This window comes from Roseateles violae, from assembly GCF_030410485.1.
Classification (GTDB): domain Bacteria; phylum Pseudomonadota; class Gammaproteobacteria; order Burkholderiales; family Burkholderiaceae_C; genus Roseateles_D; species Roseateles_D violae.
Genome location: NZ_JAUHHC010000005.1, coordinates 437,741 through 456,302, shown reverse-complemented (window position 1 = coordinate 456,302; position 18,562 = coordinate 437,741). Strand labels below are relative to the sequence as shown.

Genomic DNA, 18,562 nt, shown 5'->3' with positions numbered 1-18,562 from the left:
ACATCGGCTGCGTCCCAGCAATGTGATGCACAGCCTGCAATGCTCACCAGCTTCGGTTATGCATCCAACGATGGCATCGTGGTAGAGCCGGGCATCATGAGCACACGCGACTACCGGGATGGCGCGCTCAAGGTTCGGTATGTGCGATTTCTGATCAACGTCAAAAACACGAACGGGGCGCGGTGGCAGTTGATCGTGAGGGATGCCGATCTGCGGCCGGTGGAGTCGATCACGAGTGCCGCCGTTCCCCCTAATGGATCGCTCTGGACGCGCCGTATCTACACGGAAGGAATGGTGACGTTCCATTTCACTTCTTCCGATCCGAACTCACGGCTGGAAATCCCGACGACCGTCGTCATGCCTGAAGACTCTAAGCGGCCTTACTACTCCATTCAGACCCAGCCCGCGAAGTTCATGGACCTCTACAAAGAGGCCTCCTCGGAGAAACGCATCGCTGGCGATCACATTGGCATGCTCTCGGCTATTTGGGGCTCCGCATCATGGTGCTGCAGCGCCGTCGCTGTCACGGAGGACTTGGTCCTGACCAACTGGCACTGCGGCGGCAACGAGAAGATCCTCGGGAACGAATCTGGTGTGTGGTCTCAGGCTATTTGCGATAGAACCATCATCGATTTTTCCTGGGACCAAGACGGGACTGACCGTGAGTTCGCATGCATGGAGGTTGTGGACATGGATCCGGCTGCCGACTTCGCACTATTGCGAGTGGCTCCCATTCATCGACTCGATACGCTTCGACCAGCAAAATTGCGCAGTCAGGGCCCAGGTGTCGGCGAAGAATTGCGCCTCATACACCATCCGGCTTGCCGCCCCAAGAATGTCACGGACGGCTGTCGGGTTGGTGCTGTCAACGTGCGAAGCTGGCGAGGCGCACTGTCGAGCGATTTCCAGTACCCATGCGACTCCGAAAATGGCAGCTCCGGCGCCCCTCTGCTTGACAAGAACGATCAGGTGGTGGGAATTCACCACCTGGGCTTCGAGAAGATGGAGGACGGTACCTGCGATCGTTTGAACAAGGGTGTGGCGCTTCCAGCCATCCTCGGCGCTATGAAGCCCACAATCGCGGACCGCATTCGGAAAAACAACCCGCTGCGCTAACTTGCTTCATAACGCCTCAGCGCGGACTGCTGGCCTCCAGCTCCTGCTTGGTCAGAGCCTCCCGTACTACTGCATCGATCAGACGGATGTTACGCGGGGCGGCCTGCACTTTGATGGGTTCAAATGCTCCGGCTGTAGTTTTAGGTAAATGAGGCTCTCAGCCTTTGCGCAGGCTCCTGGCCTTCAGATGGGCGTCGTTAGCGATGACTCCGATGTTGCACACCTTAGGCATGAGTGCCTTGGCACGAGCGGGGGCAGCGAGCCCGCCTTCTCCGAGCAACAGCTAGCCGCGGAGACGCCTTCGACCGTAGCACTCCGCGAAGCTGCCCTTCGCCCCAGCGTCTATCGCTGGGTCGTACGACTGCTTGAAGCCAGATAGCGTGAGTACGCCCTTCGCCCGCCAACGACCGCACCCGCTGCGGAGCCGACGGCCGGTTCAGGTTGCCATTGCTCCGGCGCCCATGCAGTCGTTGTCGGCCGCACCGGATCTGCGCTGAGCGTCATGAGCCACAAACGGCCCGCCATGCAGCCCGCAGTGCCAGTGCATCGGCCAACGCATGGTGGCGCTCAAGTCCTCGATATAGAGAGGACTCGAGCCAACTTGCCTCAGCGGCTAGCTCGCCTTCGACGCGGCCAGTGATGCTATGGATGTTCTCGGGCGCCAGCAGGGACCGAACTCGATCCCAGATGCATGCCTCCATCATTGCGTCCTTCAGTAGAGCGAAGTCGTCGTCGAAGTCATAGGCCACGGTGATCTGACCGCCGGCGACAGCGGCTCGTGCGATCAACCACTCTCCAGCTCTATTGCCCAATTCCCGCGCCGAGCACTTCGATTTGGGCATTCGGCCGAATTGAGGAATCACTGTGTGGCGGGTGAACTCGCTGGAGGCGCGAAGCCTCTTGTGGCCGACAGGGTCCAGAACCAGGTCGAGCTCCGCATAAATCTCGGGCCCGTCGCGCGAGACCATTGAAAAGCTCAGCAGAGCTGGAGAAATTAGGTCGGTGAATTCGGTGTCAAGGAAGACCATTGCAGGTTGGCTTACGTCGAGAAGTAGGCAACGTTTTGTGGGAGTAAGCGGGCAGCTCAGTCGGAATCTGGCGTTACTTGCAATTTGTTCGGGCCCTCAGCGTCTGACTCCCGCCCTATGCCCCGCTTTCCGGGGGCAGCTGTATACCGAGATGCACGAAATCTCGCGTCAGGAACAGGGTGAGCCTTCAGCCGCTGATCGAGTTCCCTCACAAACGCTACGAAGTCAATGTCCAGGGCGTTCAACCAAGCCCAAAGTTCCAAAACGTCCAGGCGACGCGTGCCGCTTTCAACCTTGCTTACGGTCGCCTGTCCTCGCCCAAGGCGTGTCGCCAAGTCGAGCTGGCGGAGTCGCTGCGTTTCGCGCCGACTACGCAATAAGTGTAGGAAAACATCGTTGTGTCGACTGTGTAGAGACTTGAGCATGGGGCACCTTGAGCCGACACCGTAGCCCAACACGCCACGTATTCGGAAAAGGAATCTATCGCCTGTCAGGGGCACGGTTCATCTGCAAATCTAGACAACCTATTACGTGCTGCGCAGAATAGTTGCGTTTTAAATAACGCAACTTGTATCCCTCAATGCTAAGCAATATTCAAGGCCTCTGACCCATGTTTGCCACTTTGCCCCAGCTAGCTTTCCCGATGCCGCCAGACCTTGGTCCGCCAGGCGCCCGCTTCTGGTCCGCCTTTCATTTCACCTACCCCCACCCTTGGTTTATCGCCACGTTCAGCTTGGGTTCGGGTCGCGACGAAATGCATCGGACCTGGGGCATTGCTTCAGACCTTCACCTGGTGCAGCGAATTGAGCATCCTCCCACGGGAAAACTGATTGAGCTGCTCTGCATCCTGCCCCCTAGAGACTCACCTACGCGCCGCTGGTCAAGTCGCGAAGTGGCCTCTGTTTGGCGAGTACGAGATCCTGTGGACGGGAGGGAGGCCGTCGTGTTCCGAGATACCTTGGGGCTCGATTTCATCGCGGGCCTACAAGACGAGGCCGCCGTGAACTTTCCGGATCGACAACTCGTGGTTGCGATCCCGCAGAAGGGCTCACGATCTGCAAGAACTCGAGCTCAATGAATGCTAGGCGCCGCCGGTGCCGGGCGAGCTATGCCGAGGGATGGACTTCGACCATTCGGCGCGGTAGTTGCGTCGACCTCCCACCGACACTTCACCTATTCCAACTTGGGCAGCGGGTGTATTTCTCTAGACCCAAAACGGGTGGCGTGCTGATGTCTATTCGGCCAAAGCTATCTATCTCTGGACGATTCGTATCCGCGCGAGTTCGCCGAGCAACTCGTAGCCTCGCGTCATACGGTCCCCGCCGAGCCAGCCTGGACAAGAGGTGGACATCACTCAATTCCATCTATGGCTTCTCGGATGAGTCTTTGGAACCTTTCTGACCAGCCTTCGTGCTCTTCCTCAAGGAATCGCCTCGCAAATCAAGACGGTGACTACCGCTCACCAGGCGATCCAGGATCGCGTCGGCCTGCGTCGCGTTCCCCCCGGCGCCGGACTTACCCCCCGTGGTCAGGTAGTCGTGCCAGCGATCAATAGGCAGCTGGCTGGTGATCAGGACCGACTTCGAGCCGGCCCGCTGTTCAATAACTTCCAACAAGTCAGCGCGTCCCATCGAATTGATGGGCGAAATACCGAGATCGTCAAGGATCAGCAGATCGGGCCTGCCCAATTGAGCGAGCTGCTTGCGGAACGTGCCGTCAGAATGCGACATCGCCAGATCTTCAAGCAGTAGCGGAACGCGCTTGAAAAGGACGCTCATCCCGAACCGGCACGCTTGGTTTCCCAGCGCGCACCCCATCCAGGTCTTGCCGCTGCCGGTGACACCTGTGAAGAGAAGATTCTGCCCAGACCGAATCCAGTTGCAATGCGTCAGCGATGCAAGCCGAGATCGATCGATGCCGCGCTCCGCCCCGTAGTAGATGTCCTCGACGCACGCCGTGGGCTCTCGGAATTTCGCCGCCTTCAGCAAGCGGCTGAGCCTCTTGTTGTCCCGAAAGCTGCTTTCCTGGTCGACGACCATGCCAAAGCGCTCCTCGAAACTCAGGTCCGAGACTGCGGCGGTAGTGGCCTGCACTTCCACAGCTGACGCCATGCCGTAGAGCTTCATGGCATGGAGCTTTCGAATGGTCTCGTTGTTCATCATGTTCGGTCTCCTTCGGGATGATTGGGTCAGCGGTAGTAGTCAGCGCCGCGAATGTTCTCGTGGTCGATGTGGTCTTCGTCATCGTGATCTGCGTTCGGCAACCGATCCAAGTTGCTCCGCAAGATGAACCTGAGCGTGCTTAGTGACGCAGGTGGCGTGCGCAAGGCGACTGCGCATGCCGCATCCATCCGGTCTGCGCCGAACTCGGTCACCATCTTGCGCAGCCCGATGGTTGCTCGATAGCCCAGCTCTTTCACAGTGATGCCCTCAAGGAGGCGCAGCATGAAGGTGCCGACGTGCTCACCAAACTCTGATGCCGTGGCAATTGCAGAATCCGATGACCAGGATGCAAAGTAACGATGTGCAGACGTCATATGCAGCGGATCGATGGTTGGCGGCGCGCCCGGTGAGGCGCGCACATGACTGGCTACGCGCTTGGATTGATGCAACAGTTCGACCGTCGCTGAACTCGCCCGGATATCGATTTCCTTATTGCACAGCGCAAAAGGAGCGCTATAGATACAGTCCTGGTACGTGAAACGACCGTCTGGACCGACGCGGACGCGAGCGAACTCGGCGTACTCGAAGCGTTGATCGGGAAGCGGCCGCATCGCCGGTCGATCTATGGCCTCGAACCAACTGCGCCGGGAGCCGCCCGTCTTTTGGAAAGTCGCTTGATTCAGCGTCTCGAGCAACGGACGAATCGCAGCATTCAGTTGTTCAAGCGACGAGAACGTTTCATGGCGCAGCTTGAAGAGGATCCAGCGTTGAATGAGGCGGACGCCGTTTTCAACCTTGGCCTTGTCTTTAGGCTTCCGGGCTCGCGTCGGCAGCACCGTCATCGAGTAGTGCCTTGCAAGATGCTGGTATGTGTCGTTGATCTGGGGTTCCGTCCGGCTAGCTTTGGTGACGGCCGCCTTCAAGTTGTCGCAAACGACAACCTTAGGTGTGCATCCAAAATATTCGAACATCCGAACGTGTGCCGCGATCCAATCAGGCAAACGCTGACTCCAGTGCGCCTCGACGTAGGTCAGCGAAGAGGCACCGAGTACTCCGACGAAGATCTGTGCGCTGCGCTGTTCACCATCTGGGCCCGTGATCTGCATCAGCATCCCGGAGTAGTCCACAGCCACTCGCTCACCGGCGACGTGCGTCTGGCGCATGTAGCTTCTGAGGCCTTGCCTCCATTCGGCATAGCACTGGCAGAAATAGCTGCGCGCCATTCCATCCGGATGCTGGGCCAGATACTCTTCATGCAGCGCGGTCAGGGTGGCACCTGACTTCTGCATCGCCTTGTGTACTTCAGCCCAATCGGGCATCGGCTTACGGTGGACGACGGTGGTCTCTACCGGAAAGAGCAGCGCTTTTAAGGCCGCGTCATCGGCGTCGACGGGCAAGGGCCACGTGATGCCCGCGAATCGAGCTCGCATTAGGTAGTCTGCAACCGTGTCCCTCGACATACCGAGGCTCTCTGCGATGCGACGACCGCTTGCCCCTTCTTCGAAATGCAGTCGAAGCAGGTCGTAGACCATGCGCATTTGAAGTCTCCTGTTCGCCATTCCCGAGCCGCCGTATGGCGGATCCATGCGCGCAGGTCACCGCAAATTGGCACCCTGCACGGATTACCGAAAACAGGCGGTCCGAGCGCTTGACACGCTCAAACACGAAGCTCAGAATGCGCAGCAGAAAGTCCCCACTTTCGAAAACGCTACAAGATGGCCTGCGGCTGGTACCTGCAGGCCATTTTTCATTCTGGCGCTGACCTGTTGGTTGTTTAGCCTTTAGGCAAATCCTTCCCATCACTTCCGTCGGCTGTCCCGTGACCGCGTCGGGCGGACGCCCCGCGCGGCTTGAAGACATACCGTTGCGGCCAAAGCTCCTGCACCGACACGCCAATCTTTTGAGCGATGAACGTCGCTACGGCATGGGCCGTCACTCGGTCGTGGATCACGTTGCCAACTACAGAGATCGAGACGTTCAACTCGGTCGCAACTGCACGCTGGGTGTACCCCGATCTCCGCAGGCGATAGCAGATCTCGATAGCATCCATGTGAGGTGACTGTGTCATTGGAAAAGCGTAGGATGTCTCTGATGCGCAGTAAATATCTCAATTGAGAGAAATATAATCTACCCAGAAATGAGTGAGCAAGCGATTTTTGACGACGACATCCTGATGATTGCTGCTCGGCTCCGCGCGGTTCTCGCGCATATGGGGGTCAGTCAGACGGATCTCGCCCGCAAGATGGGGATGAGTACCGGCTACGTGAGCGAGGTTGCTCGGGGGCTGAAGCGCCCTGGTACCGATCTGCTTCTCGCATTGAAGCGGGAGTTCGAGGTATCTATTGACTGGCTCCTTACGGGAGCCGGCTCCATGTTCGGCGGCGTCGGGATACGGCATGACTTGCTGCGAGCAATCCTCATTCAGATAGCTGTAGCTCGCGCTGCGGTGGTGGACGGAGACCCTGTCGCCAAAGACTTCCTCCGGCTAATTGCCGACGGGCAGCTCGGGCTAGCCAACGAACAGCCGCTCTTTCGTGAGCTGCTGGAACGGATTGCCCCAGATGATCGGTACATTGACCTCGCAGTAGAGCTGTACAACGGGCATGCTTGGACGTCGGACCCAAACGAGCAGAGGAGAAACATCCTCGCTTCGGCCATCGCACACTTTCAGGCCCGCAAGCCCGTCGACAAAATGACTGCCTTACTGGGCGAGACCAACCGGAACGTCCAGATCAATATCGGCAAGAAGCAGCGCGTTGCCGGCAGGGACTACAACGAGAAGTGACCTATGAGCGGGAACCAGGAACTAGGCCAACAATTCAATCTTGGGCAAGGCCAAAAAGTGGCTATGCGTGACTATGTGGAAGTCGCAATGCCGCAGCCTTTGGACCTACTGCTCGCCACGACGCCCGATTCTGAGCTAGATGTGTGGTGTACGGAGCGGGGCCGGCTGTTTCGGGCCAGATTTGGTTTCGATGCTCCACAGCCCGCCCGTGCGGAGATTGTCGAAATCAGGAAGGCCTACGGTTTCACGGACCTTCAGATCAAGCAGCTCTTCAAGGCCGGTGTTCTTCGCGTTCGTGGGTTGACAGCGACGTTGAAGCCATCAGTTTCCGTCTTGTGGATTGGATACGTGCAGATCACCTGTTTCGCTGTTTGGACGGCCATGTGGTGCGCTTTGGTCCTGAGCCAACCTGGTTTCGACGGGCGGCACATGGCAGCGATATCGGTTTATCTAGCGTGCTTTTTCCTTGCTGGCTATCCGGCATATCTATCAATGATTCGGCCCAACCGCATCGTTCACGTACATCGTGCACAGACCACAGGACAGACTGGCGCACAAACGTCGTGATCTCACGGGTCGGTTACGGGCCTATTGGGCATGCGTGAACATCACGTAGGATTGCGCCAAATAGGGACCAAGGGGGGCGTACTCTGGCTGAACTCCAAGCTATCGCCGGCAACCATGCTGACGCCACAACCCATGTCATTTTTGTACATGGACTTTCTGGCGACATAAGGACGACTTGGACCTCCACGGCCTCAAAGCCTCCGGTGCTTTGGCCAGGCTGGTTGTCTGAAGACATTGCTGGGCTGGGCATATGGCTTGTTGGCTATCCTGCCCCGAAGACCAATTGGGGCGGCATCGCGCTGGCGCTGCCCGATCGGGCGGACAACGTCCTTGCCAGACTGCTTGTTGAGCCCCGGCTGGCGAATGGCAATGTCATCTTTGTCGTGCACAGCCTTGGCGGACTCGTCGTGGAACAGTTGCTCCGGAGCGCCGATCGTGATGCCGAGAGCAATGGTAGGGCCCAGGATTTTCTCGCGCGCGTTAGGCGCATAGCCTTCTTAGGTACGCCGCATCGTGGCGCGATCCTGGCCAACCTCGCAGTTGCACTGCGGATGCTCTTGCTTCGGCCTTCCGCCGCAACGCGGGATCTTCTTTTAGGCAGTCCGCAGCTGAAAGACCTCAACCGCTGGTATCGAAAGAAAAGCCAGGCCAGCGGTATTGAGCATCTGCTGTTAGCCGAAGGCCGCCCCGAACGCGTTTTGGGGATCAACCTCCATGAAACCTTCGGAAAGGTCGTTTGGTCGGATAGTGCTGATCCAGGATTGCCCGAGCTGCCCATCACGGTGGATGAAAGTCACACAACCATTTGCAAGCCCGATAGCCGGGAAACAGATGTCTATGTTCTCTTGAAGGAGTTCATCGCGCGCCCTTTTGCCGTTCCGCGCCTAGCGCGGATGGCAGAGGCGCTTGAAAGCAATACCAGCCAACTCAGGCAACTTACGACGCAGAGCCAGGAGCAAACTCTAGCGCTCGAAGCCGTCAAGCGAACAGTCGAGGCCAGATCACTTGTGCCGGCCATGGACACGGCAATTGTTGACGCCGAGGTTGCGCGGCAAACAGAGCGCTTGCGCAGATGTCGGTTTTTTGCAGGCGTCAATACGATCGAGGACGCGCGACGCTTGACGGTCAGCTTGGACAACGGTGTCCTTGCACTGGCTAGCAGCGCCACTAAAGGCGAGGCGCTCGCCTGGTGCGCAAGGTTCCTAGCGACTACTGCGCCTGACGAAGCGCAGTCGGCACTGGATCGCATCACAAGTCCTAGCCAGGAACTGATCTCGATTGCCCGGGCTTTCATAAAGCAGGGCAGCGGCAACCTTGCGGATAGTCTCGGATTGCTGGCTGCTATTGACATGCCGATGGCGCGCGGCGCCGCGTACATCTGTGTTCAGAAGACTAAAGGGTTTGAAGAGGCCGAGACTTGGCTTCAGCACGCCGGCTTGACTGGCGCCGATCTCGACAGCGATGCAAAGCTGTTTCGGCTTGGATCTGCATTGGACGCAGGATCATGGGACATCGCGTATGAGCTTGTGACCGCGCTGACAACAGCCGATTTCGAACGAACGCCCGCGATTCTCAGGTTCGCAGCGGATGCATATCTCATACAAGCGGTGCCGGATGAATTGCGGATGCTGCCGCGACAATACATTCCTAGCAATGCTGCGACATTTCCACTGCGCAGCGAGCCTGACAGCCTCGGCCACAGAAGAAGAGCTGTGGAACTCTACGAGCGCCTGGCATCGGTCGCCGCTGAACTCGGAATGTCGGTAAGCGCAGGAGACGCAAGTGATCGAGCGCTCTGGCTTCGGCTTCGGGACCCCGAGCACGAAGCGTCTGCCCGAAGTGAAATGACCGCCAGCCTGAGGGACCCGACGGTACTCCTTCGACGCCTTAATCTAGCTGTGCAGTTTGGTATCGAGATTGATCTACCGCAGGTCGAAAAGGAAGTCGATCGCCAGACGGCCCTGAGCGGCGGGACCTCGCCTGATGCCGCAGTGGCGCGCTTTTCGCTTGCGTTCGTTCAAGGAAGCCACGCTGCTGCTGCCTCGTATGTTGACAAGCATCGTGCGCAGCTATTGGACCATCTCGAATGGAAGGGCGTCTATTTCTTCGAGATCGAGACGCTCGCCAAATCTGGGCAAGTCGCACAAGCAGAAGTTCTCCTCCGGGAGGCGATAGGCAAAGGTATTACGCCGAACGAGGAAGATCGGCTGCGCCGCCTGCTTGAAGAGGTTGCTGGCAATGATCCTATCGGTGGCCGACTCGCGACCTATGAAAAGAGTAGGTCCATTGTGGATCTGCGCCTCCTTGTCGATGCCTATGAGGGTACGAGAAATTGGGCAAAAACTGCGGAGTACGGCAAGTCTCTATTGGCCTTGACTGGCGATATTGCCGACGCACATCGATACGCGGTCGCGCTATACAACCAGGAGCGCTTAGAAGAAGTGCTGGCCGTATTTGCTGAATACGCTGATCTATCCGTTCGGTACGACCAGGCACGTCTCCTCTATGCCCGCACTCTTTGCGAGCAAGGCCGCCTCAATGAAGCGCGCTTGGCGTTGGATGCATTGCGCCAAACTGCCGATTCAGCCGGCGCCCGCCAATTGCAAGTCAGCCTTGCCGTCACCTCAGGAGACTGGGAATCGCTGCAAGGATTTGTCGAGAGCGAATGGAGCAACCGCGTGGAGCGAGCGCCCACGGAGTTGCTCCGTGCGGGACAGATTGCACAGCTCATTGGCGTTGCGCGAGGAAGGGATCTTGTGCGCGAGGCGGCGCAGCGAGCCGCAGGGGACTCGGCAACCCTCCTCGGTTGCTATCACGCCGCAGTTTCTGCCGGTTGGGAAGAAAGCCGCGAAGTGTTTCAATGGTTCGAGCAAAGCGCTGCGTTATCGGAGCAGGCGGGCGATGGACTTGTTCAGAGGTTTTCGATCGAAGACATCGTTGAGCGGAAACCAGCTTGGGATAAGCGTGAAGCCGATGCTTGGAGTCTACTCACCAAGGGAGAGATTCCCCAATTCACGTTCGGTCGGATCCTGAACCGGTCGCTTCTGAACTTATTCCTGTTGCCGGCGCTCAGCAATGTCGATGAGCCGGACGTTCGCCGACGGCCAATAGTTCATGCACTCAGTGGTGCGCGGGCATCAGCGGCGTTCGACCCCAGCGTGATTGCGATGGACCCCACGTCGCTGATCACAGCGGAGTTGCTGGGAGTCCTTGGTCTATACATCTCCACATTCGACAGGATCGTCATCCCTCACAACACGCTTGGCTGGCTGCTGGACGAGAAAGCCCGAATCCTCTTTCATCAGCCCAGCCGGGTCGCTGCTGCTCGAGAGCTTCGGCAAATGATTGCTGACCGACATTTACGGGCCTTCGACGGCACTTCATCTGCGCCGGAGGGCCTAATCAATGAAGTTGGCGAATCGCTGGCTGCGTTGATTGCGGAGGCCTCGGATCCTATTCATTCAGATAAGAGGCAACGGTTGGTCGTTCGAGGTGGCCCCATCCACAGAGTCAGTACCTTCATGAAAGAGGAAGCTGATCTTGCTGGCTATATGCCGTGTCTCTGTAGCGCGGTGGATGTAGTCGACAAGCTTGCGCAGAAAGGTATTCTTACTGCGAAGGAGGCCGACGAGGCCCGCGATGCGCTTAGATTGCGAGAAGCTCCGTGGCCGTCTAGACCCGACATTGCGGACGGCGCTGTTCTCTATCTGGATGACATCACCGTCTCTCACCTGGAATTCCTTGGGCTCCTCCAGAAACTGCATCGCGCCGGCGTTACGGCGGTCGTTCCTCAAAGCGAGATAGAGGAAGCCAATGCGCTCATTCGGCATGACGCAAGCAGCGCCGCTGTCATCAAGGTCGTGGACGGGCTGCGCAGCAATTTGAAGAATGGTCTTGAGAGTGGCAAGGTACACCTCGGAAGAGCAATTCGCGTCGACGACGAGGATAGCCCCCGGGGCGCATTGGCGCACCCGTCCGTCGCCATGCTAAGGCTGATCGACAACGCGGATGCTGGCGTCAGCGACGACCGATTCCTGAATCAACATCTTTCCATCGCGTCAGAGACGTCTACCAAGCCGTTGCTGACGACCGTTGACCTACTAGATTCCCTGCAGCGACGTGGCGCGCTCTCCGCGGCAAAAGTCCTAGAAGCCAGGACAGCGTTGCGTCGCGCGAACTATGCGTTGATGCCCCTCAGTCACAAGGAACTGTCGGAGTTCATTTCCAGCGCACCTGTTGTCAATGGAGCTCTTGTTGAGACTGCAGAACTGCGGATCGTTCGGGAGAATGTCCAACGCATCCGCATGAGTGATTTGCTTCAGTTCCCCAAGGAGCTCCCTTGGCTGAACACTGTGCTCGGCGTTTCAATGCTTGTGCTGAAGGAGCAATGGACTGGCGATTTGGACGAAGCTGCGGCATGCGCACGGTCAGACTGGCTTTTGAAGCTGGGTGATGTCCGGGGCTGGACGCACCGCCTCAATGAGGGGGCACAACAACTAGAAGATCGATACCTAAACTGGGTGGCGCTTCTGATGATGCTTGCTGTGACTCAGTCTCAAGCGGTGAAAGAAGCCTATTGGCGCTGGTTCGGCTCTCGTATCCTCAATCCAATTGCCGACGAGGATCACAAGGCATATGGGCTTCTGCTCGAACGCGCTAAGGCGATCGTTGACCAAGGTGTCGACTTTTCGGCGGACGAGTTGGAGGCGGGAAATGAATCGTAGGGCTATCGAAGGGGTGCTTGTTCAAGCAGCCATTGATCTGCTCCCTCCCGACGTTCAACGCGCCCTCCTTGATGACAAGGCATTCATTGGACGATGGCGCATCGCAACGACAACCAGCCTGGCGCTCGGAAAGGATGGCCCATCCTTTAACCGCAGCCAGCTCTATCAAAGCATTCGGAGCGCCATCCGAGACCTTGGGTCTGTCATCTCCGTCGACGATCAGAATGGTCGGACTTGGCAGTTGCTCGCCGAGCCGCGAGACGAGGGCGTGGCGTTTTCACTGCGTACCAAAGAGAAACACTATTCTTTGATGGACCACTCCGCACTTGCGGACGATGTGTCGGTTAGAACAGGCTGGTTCGAGCGAATGGTGCCGGCGATTTTCTTGGACCGCGAGAGCACCCAAAGCTGGCTAAATCGTCTGCGGCAATCACCACTCAGTGACGATGAGTTCGCAGAACTGATAGCGGACATCGAGCTAACGCCAGCAAATGTCTTCCGGGCTCTTCGGGCGAACATGGAGCAAGTGAATGTCGATGTCACAACGCTGGTTCCACATGATCGCCGCTACTACGAACATCTTGTCGGGAGACTTGGGCAGAGCGCCACCGTCGCGGAGTATGTTGAGGCTGGAGCAAAGCCTCGCATCGCGAATCTTCAAGGCGGTGAGAGTCGGCAGGGGTTTAGTTTTGCGCTGCTGATGTGCTCGGCGGGGGCGATTGCAGAGTGCGTACAAATCGACGCGTTTGACCGACATGAGCTAGTTCAAATTTATGAGTGGTTGGTCGAGCATGGCGATCCGATCTCGCGAGTCGGCGCGGTAGAGATTGCGCTTTCTCATCTGGATGTCTTTCCCGAGCTTGGTCCACTTGTTGAGCGGATAGTCGAAGGACTATTGCTAGACGATCCCGAAGACGACGGTAGCAGTTTCGCTCTCTTGTGCGCCACGGTTGTCATGGCGGCCTCTGAACTCGCGCGGAAGCGTACTCTTGGAGATGCCCCTCCGTTCTATCTCAGGCAAGCAGCGATCGCACATGCCTCGCTTGTGATCCGCGCCATCAATGAAGCGCGAATCAATATTGCAAGCGTCACACGATGGGCCCAAGCTATGGGCATTGGTCAGATCTACTTTCTGCAAGGACTGATCGATCTTCGCCGTGAACCTCGTTGGCTTCCCGACTTCGTGGGCGCCGATCAACTTCGTTTTGAGTTCATAGGTCGCATAACGAATGCGGCAGGTCGGAATGAAGGCAAGATCAAACTCGATTCCCTAAGGAAGCTTCTCCTTGGTCCAGACTCAAAGCTTGCGCAAGCCGCCCAGTGGCCTTTCCCGCATCTCCCCGGCCCGATGGAAGGCGCGGTCGCTTCTGGGCGTCCCTATCCTGACGACTTGCTGCGTGCGGTGAGAACCGCGCTTGAAGCTGATCGTCTTGAGGCAAGTGCATTTGCGGGACTTGTAAACGGGGCACTGCTATTTGACATGCAGGAAGGAATGGCGGACCTCGCAGCAGGCGCATTGCGGCGTGTCAGATTTTCTCTTGAGGACACAGACGACAAAGGTAAGAACTTCAGTCTTGTGGGGGGGCTTGCAACTCTTGCCGCGGTCACGCGCAGTGGAGACCTCGCGGATGCACTCCGTGTGCTTACGCGTGTTATGCGGCGCCGGAAGCGTCTCAGTGGAGATCTAGACGAGGAGTTGAGGATTGCCTTAATCACCGCGGCCTCATTCGAGGACCTAGAAGAATGGGCTCGATTTGCGGGTGAATGGCTCACCGAGATCGCTTTCGAGACGAGCGACAAGAATGCGGCAAGAGCTTTCCTGCCTAAGCTCCGTCGCCTAGTGAAAATGGAACCGATGCTTGCTAGGCACTGCGCATCTGCTGATGCTGCTCTGGACGCATTCGCACACTAGCCGAGTCAATCCTCCGAGCGCCCCTCAAGACGAGACGGCGATGAGTTTCACAGACTGATTTCTGCCGACACCGGGCGCGTCTACATGCGTCGGGGGCGCTTCAACCTATATCGTTGGATAGTTGAGGAGAAGAAAGTCTGGCCTGGTTTGCTTCGGCGCGAGCGGCATAGATTCAAGCTGGAAGCCTATGCCGAATTCGTCTGGAGCGACCGGCGCACTTTGAAATGGAACCTGCGGCCGCCGAGACCGGAATATGCAGGTTTGCTGCAGGGGATGGTTGTGAGGCTGCACACAGGCTTGATCCCTTTATCGAAGCGAGGTTGCTCGATTCAGAAGTTGCTGACACTAAAGCGATGCTCTTCCAACACCGTTGTCATGTCAACGGTAATTGACACGAGAATGCAAAATTTACCGTTGCTAAGTCATCGGTGTAAATCAGGATGAGATAGTCGGGAATGCTGTGCTTTACTGGTCAAGTGAGTAAGTTGTCAGCAGCCTCGAATTCAGCCGCAGTCATGGACCTTCCTGATAGCTGGCGTGACCCGTTGCCGGACGGATCAACCCTCGCCATAAGGGACTTTCCCGGCGTCCTGATGGTTGGGACCGCCACCGCGATCCAGCGAAATTTGACGAAACCCGCGCTTGATGTGTTCGAGTTGGGGCTGCCCGAGTGGCGGTTGCTTTCGTTCCTTCATGAGAACGGGCGAAGCATCGCAGGAGAAATTGCTAGCCGGACTTGGATGGACAAGGCGCAGATCAGTCGTGTACTTGATGCGTTAGTCGCGCGTGGGCTAGTGCAGCGAGACTCGGATCCGCAGCACAAGCAACGCCTGTTAGTGGAGCTGACGAATAGGGGACGACAACTGCAGGCACAGTCGTTCAAGGCCACGCGAGGGCGTCAGTCCGAGCTGCTTACGGTGCTGGCGTTGTCTGAGCGCAAGGCTCTTTTCAGCGCGTTGAAAAAGCTCCAACGCTTCGCGGAAGCTGCGTAAGCGGAAGGTGATGGGATGTCTTGAGTACTCGGGTCGATCGAGGGGAAACAATCGGTGAACCGGCCGCTCGCCCGCATAGCTGATCGACGACGAGGTCGCAGCGCACGTCCCCATTCACAACAGGTGGGCGGGCAACTGAACTTCGCGCAAGAAGTCCATGAGGGCGGCTTCATCACCAGCGACGCCGAAATTGATCGCGTTGAGCTTGCCGCGTTGAGGGACCTTGTCGAGCGTCTGGCGGCCGCCAATGGGGTGGACGCAGAACTGAAAGCGGCCATGAAAAGGCAGGTCGACACGACGTCGGAGCGCCTTAGCTAGTCGCGCCGCGCGTTTGGCTTAACCACCTTGCGCGCATCGTGCGAGGTGCGATAGCATGGCCACGCGCAAGTCGGCGCCAGCTGCTCACCTTCGGCAAACCCTCGCGGGACGACCTTCACAAATCCCTTGTCCGATTCCCCTCTGTGGCGAACGCGGCAGTGAGCACCGGTCGTTCGCACGCAGATGAAGGAATCTGACATGCGACACATCCCTACGTCCGCCGCCATGGTGGACAAACTCAAGAAGCAGGCCAAGCGCCTCCAGCGCAACGCCGGCGGCAAGCACGTCGACTTGCTTAACCGCGTCGCGCGCAGCGCCGGCTACCTGCATTGGCACCATGTGCAGCTATGCGCCAAGGAATCCGTTGCCAAGCGCGGGCTGGATGCACTCAAGGACGAGGTCGCGCTCATCCAGGCGGCGGCCGCCGACGGCGTGACGAAGTTCATCATCACTGGCGCGAATGCGAACATCGTACCTTTGCTGTTAGTCGCACACCAGGGCGACGCTTGGCTGCTAGAACCCAGCGAACAGTTGGTCGCTTGCCTGACGTGGCGCGGTCAGCAGCAAGAACTGGATCTGGACGAGACCGCAAGGCAAATCAATATTGGCTGGGATGGGCACTACGAGCTTGTCGGGCCTGCCTTTGTCTTGGAGACGACGCACCCTGATGTCGGCGCCCGCATGTTGATGGGCTATCCACTCGACGAGTTGCGTCAGATGATCGACAAGACCCAGGACTTTGTAGGCAAGTTCGCGGCGCTCTTCCACCCAGACATGAGCATGAAGATTACGCCGGCCGTTGCCAACGACATGATTGCCGCCGGCTGGGATCCCAAGAAGGTCGAAGAGGCGGCCGCATCCGGCTTGCGCTACTCGCCGTCGCGCAACACCGTCCTAACCCCCATGATGCGAGGCGGCTTCGGTGACGGGTTCGATACGGAGATCGACGACGAATAGCAGGACCGGAACCCGGCGGCCGAGCGCAGGCAGGGTGCCTGCGCCGGCCGCCCCCCGATTCGCCAGTTTGTAAAGCATGCGTGAGTTCAAGGCTTGATGGACAGGGCGACGTCCACAATTTTGATGTCGCGAGCCGGTTGGTTTGATGGTTAGGCTTCGCGCGCAAGAAACGGAGCACCTATGGCCGCCGACCAAGTAAAAGCGGATGCCGGACCTTCCCTGGCACGCAAGTATTCGCACTACGAAGTTGCCTATATCAAGCTGCGTACCTCCATGGCGGTGCTGGCTATCCTGCTGCCGGTCAGCCTGGCGTTCGTTTCCTACATCGTCCATGACTACGGCTTTCAGCCGTCGATCAGCCATTACTACATCGCCGGCGACTTTGAGCGCAATCTTCTGGTGGGCATGCTGTCCTGCATCGGCGTGTTTCTGATGCTCTATGAAGGCTATAGCACCTTAGAGAACCGCGTTCTCGATGTCGGGGGCTTCCTGCTGGTCTGCGTCGCATTCTTCCCGCTGAACCTGACCTCGTTCGTGCTGTGGGGACACACGATTCAGGTGCAGTGGGAGTTGGGCCCAATCACGCTATCGGTCCATGGCTTGACGGCCGTGGGGTTCTTCATTTGCATGATCTACGTCAGCACCGTGCTCTCCGGTCAGACGCTTCGAGGACGGGGCAACAACGTCCGCTGCAAATGGCTACTGCGCTACTGGCTGGTTTCTGCCGTTATGGCAGTAGCGATGGTGGTGGCGCTTCTTGGGCACCAGATCCAAGGGTCTCTTTTCCATAAGCGCGCGGTCTTCTGGGTTGAATCGATCGGCGTGGTCGCGTTCGCCATCTTCTGGCTGATGAAGACACGCGAAGTGAACCCCACGGTGAGCTACCGCCTCAAAATATTTGCACCGCTCTCGACGGCAGCAAAGGAAACGACGACGCCAGCAGACCGGCTTCAAGAGCTCGGCCCCCCGGCGTTGGAGAGCTCTGAGGCGGTAGGCACCGAGCCGTCATCGCTATGTGCCTTTCTCCGACGTCTGCAAGGTGCGCTCGGGGCGGATAGCGATGTCGGTAAGAGTAAGCCTGAACACGATGGCAGTGGGAAGGGCTTGGTTCCGGACGGCGTCCAGAAATCGTCTTGAATTGTCTGGCGACGTGGCACCAAACTGCACGTACTCCGCCATCAGCACACGCGTATCGCTGTCTGAGGCAGCACAAGCCCTGAATGTCAGAACCAGTCGCGGCCAAGTCTCCTCAGTGCTGGACCCAACCTTAGAGGGTGAATCATTGTGAGTCTTGATGCGGCTTCCTGAGTCACACCATACGGGTCATGGAAGAGTCGCCCGCTTCAGGCTTCTGCGTCTATGACCTGCTCGCGTTCGAACAACTTCATCGCCGTCAGCCCGACCTGGCGGGTGTCATAGAAGGCATAGGCGCTGACACCCATCGCACCGATCAGCGGCACCCAGCGGGAGACAGATTTACCGACGAGTTTCTCGCCGAGCTTCAGGCCCACCGTCTTCGCGAGCTTCTGCAGCGCGCTGCCGACGACCGGGCGCACGACGAAACGTTCGCCGACGCGCACGACCAGATCGCGCACTGCCTGCGCCGCCGTGTAGCGGAACAGGCAGTAGAGCATCTGCGAGGACCCCAGCTCGGCCGAGCGGCCGTACAGCGCCGCCACATCGGCGACCAGCTGCGCCTGGATGCGCCAGACCGTCATCATCTCGGGCAGTATCGTCAGCCAGCCGACCGGCCCCGGGGGCAAGGCCAGCGCCCCGGCCGCCAGCGCGGCCCGCGAGGCCGCCTCGTGCGCAACCTTGCGAGCAGCCTCTGCCGGGCGCTCGCTCAGGCGCTGCGTGGACTCGGGTGTTCGTGCCACGAGCTGCAGCACCGCCTCCGCGACTTTGTCCGTAGATTGGCCCATTTAGGAAAGTCCTCTTGGGAGAACCATACTGCATAACTGACGATTAGCGGTCGCGTGGACTTTGCGTAGATGCCTTGGT

The 18,562-nt window shown here is 58.3% G+C and carries 15 protein-coding genes; 9 read left to right on the top strand and 6 right to left on the bottom strand.

Going from position 1 to position 18,562, the window contains the following annotated elements:
- The first annotated feature begins 39 nt into the window (after positions 1-39).
- On the top strand, positions 40-1,116 hold the full coding sequence (locus QWJ38_RS19705; RefSeq protein WP_290360824.1) for a trypsin-like serine peptidase: 1,077 nt from the start codon (positions 40-42) through the stop codon (positions 1,114-1,116).
- Positions 1,117-1,616: 500 nt separating this feature from the next.
- On the opposite strand, the gene QWJ38_RS19700 is transcribed toward QWJ38_RS19705, so the two are convergent.
- The 5 genes from QWJ38_RS19700 to QWJ38_RS19680 all read right to left on the bottom strand — a co-directional run bounded on the left by QWJ38_RS19700 (position 1,617) and on the right by QWJ38_RS19680 (position 6,356).
- Entirely contained in the window at positions 1,617-2,144 is a 528-nt protein-coding gene (locus tag QWJ38_RS19700) for a hypothetical protein (protein ID WP_290360823.1), read from the bottom strand.
- A 56-nt stretch (positions 2,145-2,200) separates the two neighbouring features.
- Complete coding sequence (locus QWJ38_RS19695; protein ID WP_290360822.1) at positions 2,201-2,569, bottom strand: helix-turn-helix domain-containing protein; 369 nt, start codon at positions 2,567-2,569, stop codon at positions 2,201-2,203.
- Between the two features lie 939 nt (positions 2,570-3,508).
- Positions 3,509-4,306 (bottom strand): IS21-like element helper ATPase IstB, encoded by a 798-nt coding sequence (gene istB / locus QWJ38_RS19690; protein ID WP_290360821.1) that lies wholly within the window; start codon positions 4,304-4,306, stop codon positions 3,509-3,511.
- Positions 4,307-4,332: 26 nt separating this feature from the next.
- Positions 4,333-5,844, bottom strand: coding sequence for an IS21 family transposase (gene istA, locus QWJ38_RS19685; protein WP_290360820.1), 1,512 nt, complete (start codon positions 5,842-5,844; stop codon positions 4,333-4,335).
- Positions 5,845-6,080: 236 nt separating this feature from the next.
- Complete coding sequence (locus QWJ38_RS19680; RefSeq protein ID WP_290360819.1) at positions 6,081-6,356, bottom strand: helix-turn-helix domain-containing protein; 276 nt, start codon at positions 6,354-6,356, stop codon at positions 6,081-6,083.
- Positions 6,357-6,443: 87 nt separating this feature from the next.
- Here QWJ38_RS19680 and QWJ38_RS19675 point away from each other — a divergent pair, with 87 nt between their 5' ends.
- The 8 genes from QWJ38_RS19675 (at position 6,444) to QWJ38_RS19640 (ending at position 17,698) form a co-directional block, all read left to right on the top strand.
- Positions 6,444-7,091 carry a helix-turn-helix domain-containing protein gene (locus QWJ38_RS19675; protein ID WP_290360818.1) on the top strand — a complete coding sequence of 216 codons (648 nt, stop codon included), beginning with the start codon at positions 6,444-6,446 and terminating at the stop codon, positions 7,089-7,091.
- Between the two features lie 3 nt (positions 7,092-7,094).
- On the top strand, positions 7,095-7,658 hold the full coding sequence (locus QWJ38_RS19670; protein WP_290360817.1) for a hypothetical protein: 564 nt from the start codon (positions 7,095-7,097) through the stop codon (positions 7,656-7,658).
- Positions 7,659-7,879: 221 nt separating this feature from the next.
- Positions 7,880-12,382 (top strand): HTH domain-containing protein, encoded by a 4,503-nt coding sequence (locus tag QWJ38_RS19665; protein ID WP_290360816.1) that lies wholly within the window; start codon positions 7,880-7,882, stop codon positions 12,380-12,382.
- Complete coding sequence (locus QWJ38_RS19660) at positions 12,372-14,294, top strand: hypothetical protein (protein WP_290360815.1); 1,923 nt, start codon at positions 12,372-12,374, stop codon at positions 14,292-14,294. The genes QWJ38_RS19665 and QWJ38_RS19660 overlap by 11 nt, the downstream gene beginning before the upstream one ends.
- A gap of 515 nt (positions 14,295-14,809) precedes the next feature.
- Positions 14,810-15,286: a MarR family winged helix-turn-helix transcriptional regulator gene (locus QWJ38_RS19655; RefSeq protein ID WP_290360814.1), complete on the top strand. Its 477-nt coding sequence runs from the start codon at positions 14,810-14,812 to the stop codon at positions 15,284-15,286.
- A gap of 123 nt (positions 15,287-15,409) precedes the next feature.
- Positions 15,410-15,604 (top strand): hypothetical protein, encoded by a 195-nt coding sequence (locus QWJ38_RS19650; protein ID WP_290360813.1) that lies wholly within the window; start codon positions 15,410-15,412, stop codon positions 15,602-15,604.
- A gap of 198 nt (positions 15,605-15,802) precedes the next feature.
- Positions 15,803-16,561: a hypothetical protein gene (locus QWJ38_RS19645; RefSeq protein WP_290360812.1), complete on the top strand. Its 759-nt coding sequence runs from the start codon at positions 15,803-15,805 to the stop codon at positions 16,559-16,561.
- A gap of 180 nt (positions 16,562-16,741) precedes the next feature.
- Positions 16,742-17,698 carry a hypothetical protein gene (locus tag QWJ38_RS19640; RefSeq protein ID WP_290360811.1) on the top strand — a complete coding sequence of 319 codons (957 nt, stop codon included), beginning with the start codon at positions 16,742-16,744 and terminating at the stop codon, positions 17,696-17,698.
- A gap of 206 nt (positions 17,699-17,904) precedes the next feature.
- Here QWJ38_RS19640 and QWJ38_RS19635 read toward each other — a convergent pair whose 3' ends face one another.
- Entirely contained in the window at positions 17,905-18,483 is a 579-nt protein-coding gene (locus QWJ38_RS19635; RefSeq protein WP_290360810.1) for a hypothetical protein, read from the bottom strand.
- Positions 18,484-18,562: the final 79 nt, after the last annotated feature.